This window comes from Varibaculum sp. (genome assembly GCF_008661855.1).
In the GTDB taxonomy this organism is placed as follows: Bacteria; Actinomycetota; Actinomycetes; order Actinomycetales; family Actinomycetaceae; genus Varibaculum; species Varibaculum timonense_A.
Genome location: NZ_RPZY01000052.1, coordinates 1 through 3023 on the forward strand (window position 1 = coordinate 1; position 3023 = coordinate 3023).

3 protein-coding genes and 1 pseudogene are annotated in these 3023 nt (G+C 51.5%); 3 read left to right on the plus strand and 1 reads right to left on the minus strand.

The window, feature by feature from the left end; genetic code table 11:
- Nucleotides 1–83, minus strand: a pseudogene (locus QZT94_RS06070) (TnpV protein); the annotation flags it as partial.
- A gap of 154 nt (nucleotides 84–237) precedes the next feature.
- On the opposite strand from QZT94_RS06070, the gene QZT94_RS06075 reads away from it, so the two are divergent.
- The 3 genes from QZT94_RS06075 to QZT94_RS06085 all read left to right on the plus strand — a co-directional run.
- A complete protein-coding gene (locus QZT94_RS06075; protein WP_296760593.1) occupies nucleotides 238–939 on the plus strand; it encodes a nucleoside triphosphate pyrophosphatase in 702 nt (233 codons plus the stop codon).
- Between the two features lie 37 nt (nucleotides 940–976).
- Nucleotides 977–1960 carry a DapH/DapD/GlmU-related protein gene (locus tag QZT94_RS06080; RefSeq protein WP_296760592.1) on the plus strand — a complete coding sequence of 328 codons (984 nt, stop codon included), beginning with the start codon at nucleotides 977–979 and terminating at the stop codon, nucleotides 1958–1960.
- 815 nt (nucleotides 1961–2775) lie between these two features.
- On the plus strand, nucleotides 2776–3023 hold a 248-nt coding region (locus QZT94_RS06085; RefSeq protein WP_296773287.1), incomplete at its 3' end, for a hypothetical protein.

Here is a 3023-nt window from a genome sequence, read left to right on the forward strand (position 1 = left end):
GCGGGTACAGTTAAGCACGGTATCAAATAATCCCCTTGCCTTTCGTATTTGCCGCCCAGTTCCTCAAATAATGATTTTGCCATTGTCTGTTACCTCCACATTCTTTTTTATTTTGAATGTCCGCAAAATCCGTCCTACATCACTCGCTCGGGGTTCACCCTCAATCTCTCCCTATCACCCCCTCTCGCCTTCTCCTATGCCTCTCCCTGCACGCGCCAACTTCTTATGATAGGGAGTATGACTGATCGACTTCTTTTAGCCTCTGCGTCCTCGGCGCGCGTAAAAGTCCTAACTGGGGCGGGGATTTCCCCTTTGGTTTGGGCGGCCAATATTGATGAGGACGCGGTGCTCGCCCGACTGGGTGACGCTACCCCTTCACAGGTGGTTACGGCATTGGCGCACTCAAAAGCCCATAAAATAGCAGATTTATTAACTGTCACCAGTATTTCTGACTTGGAATCTTTACCGGCTGAGGCTACGACCCGGCAAGCGATTTCCCGCATTTCGGTCGGTGACCGCCTGGTGGTGGTGGGGTGTGACTCGATGTTGTTACTGAACGGGAAACTGCGGGGTAAACCCCATACTTTTGAGCGCGCCCTCTCCCAAATCAGGGAGCTTTCTGGAGCTTGCCCAATACTGTTTACCGGTCACTGCGCACTTTCTTTACTTCGCACTGAGAACGGCTTTAGTTTTGATAAAGAGGCTGAGGGGCATTCTGAAGCGACCCTTTACTTTAGCGAAATTTCCCAGGAGGAGGCGCGAGCCTATGCTGAAAGTGAAGAGCCTTTGGAGGTGGCAGGAGGATTCACCATTGATGGTTTAGGGGGAGCGTTTATTGATTCAATTAAAGGCGACCCTCACGGTATCATTGGTATTTCTTTGCCATTAACTCGTAAACTATTAAACGAACTTGGGATTTTTTGGCCAAATTTATGGTAAAAGCTACCATTCAAAGCCCAAAGGATAAGGTTAAGTTATGAATGAACGAAAAGCACGCGGAGTAGGGCTCGCTACCGTCAGCGAAAACGGGCAAACCTTGGATGTATGGTATCCGCGTCCTTATCTAGGCGAGGAAGCTCAACCTATCGATGATGATTTAATAGCTAAACTCAGCCAAATTGAGGGGCGTGATGAGGGGCGAGGCGTCAGCCGTACCGTCACCGTGGTAACTATTGATTTGGATGAGTCTGCCCGTTCTACTGCCGATGCTTATCTGCGTCTGCATTTACTGTCGCATCGTTTAGCGAAACCGAACACCATCAACCTAGATGGTATTTTTGCTCGTCTGCCAACGGTGGCGTGGACTACGGAAGGCCCGTGCTCGATTGAAGACTTTGAGGAAACCCGGATGCGTATGCGTTTGCAGTACGGACATCCTATTCACTTGCTCAGCGTGGATAAGTTTCCACCGATGGTGAACTATATTATCCCCTCGGGGGTACGTATTGCCGATGGCGCGAAAGTCCGTTTAGGTGCATATTTGGCTCCGGGCACTACGGTTATGCATGCCGGGTTTGTGAATTTTAATGCCGGCACTTTGGGGGCTTGTCTAATTGAGGGTCGGGTTGCTCAGGGAGTTGTCATTGGTGATGGCTCCGACATAGGTGGCGGAGCCGCTACTGAAACCACTATTCCTGGTGAAAGTGGTAAACAGATTTCCTTAGGTAAACGGTGTTTGTTGGGTGCTAATTCAGGACTCGGTATTGCTTTGGGAGATGACTGTGTCGTTGAGCCGGGTCTAATTTTGACTGCTGGCACGAAGGTTTCGGTGCTCCCTCATGCCGGGGTTGCCCCCTCTGCCGAGGGTTATTTCGCGGAGCCGGTAGTAGTTACTGCGGTTGAGCTATCAGGGGTTTCGGATGTTATCTTCCGCCGTAACTCTCAGTCAGGTCGCGTTGAGGCATTGCCCCGTGCTGGGAAAGAAATCAAGCTAGCTGCCATTTCTCGCATCAACGCCTAGTTTTCTGCCCTCCCTGATTAGCTACAGGAAGTGCGGGGAGCGGTTTTATGCCGAAGGACAGGATTTCACAACACAAGGGGCGCGACCGGCAAAAAATGGGAGTAATAACAGGAAAAGCAGGGGAAAGTTTAGTCCGAGTGGGCGGGGTGGAGGATTTATGCCGAGGGGTAGACACCCTAGCCACCAAGATTCCATAGAATCGGATACCCGGTAACAAATCTAAAAATCTGTAATTCTTAAGGCGTTAAATCCGTAAACATGCGAAAGCATTTTTACGGATTTCGGGGCGCGAGGCAAAATCCTCCTCCCCGCAACACCCCAACAAAGCCGGTAACAGAATCCCGGAGTGCTTTTACCGAGCCAGCCCCACACCACGACATCTTTCAGACAATCACGCTCACCTGAGCAACATTTTCACCCTCCCAAGACAAAAGCACCCTCCCAATCCGGGCAAAACGACCCAATTCCGACCACAATTCCCATCTCGGGAGGGCGCAACCGCACCGGGAGGGTAAAAACGTCACCCAAAAGAGGCGCGGCGGGTAAAAGATATGGGTTTAAGTACTGGAAGTGCGGAGAGCAGTTTTATGCCGAGGGATAGGATTTCGGAACATCAAGGGGCGCGGCCGGTAAAAGATACGGGAGTATTGGCAGAAGGGCGGGGGAAAGTTTGATCCGAGTAGGTGCGGTGGGCATAAGAATTCGGAAAACGCCGCCACGTTTTCCAAAGTCTTGGGCAGAAGGACAAACTTTCCCCCGCCCCCACAGTTTTCAGACAGGCAAGGGGCGCGGCCGGTAAAAGATACGAGAGGGGCTTGACCGGCGAAGCCGGTCACGGGGTCCCCGGAGTGCTTTTACCGAGCCAGCCCCGCCACGCGAGACAACCGACAAAAACCGCCCCCCACACCCAAACCTTCCAGGCACACATTCAGCCAACCACCACCGCCTTAGCAACATTTTCGCCCTCCACAGACAAAACCACCCTCCCAATTCAACAATCAATCCAAAATACCGTTCTCTTAAACACAACAGACTCTGCCGAATATCAAAGGCAGGTAGATAA

Bases quoted from the DNA above. Each gene is read 5' to 3' on its own strand.
- QZT94_RS06075 (WP_296760593.1), top strand. From the start codon at position 238: ATGACTGATCGACTTCTTTTAGCCTCTGCGTCCTCGGCGCGCGTAAAA.
- QZT94_RS06080 (WP_296760592.1), top strand. From the start codon at position 977: ATGAATGAACGAAAAGCACGCGGAGTAGGGCTCGCTACCGTCAGCGAA.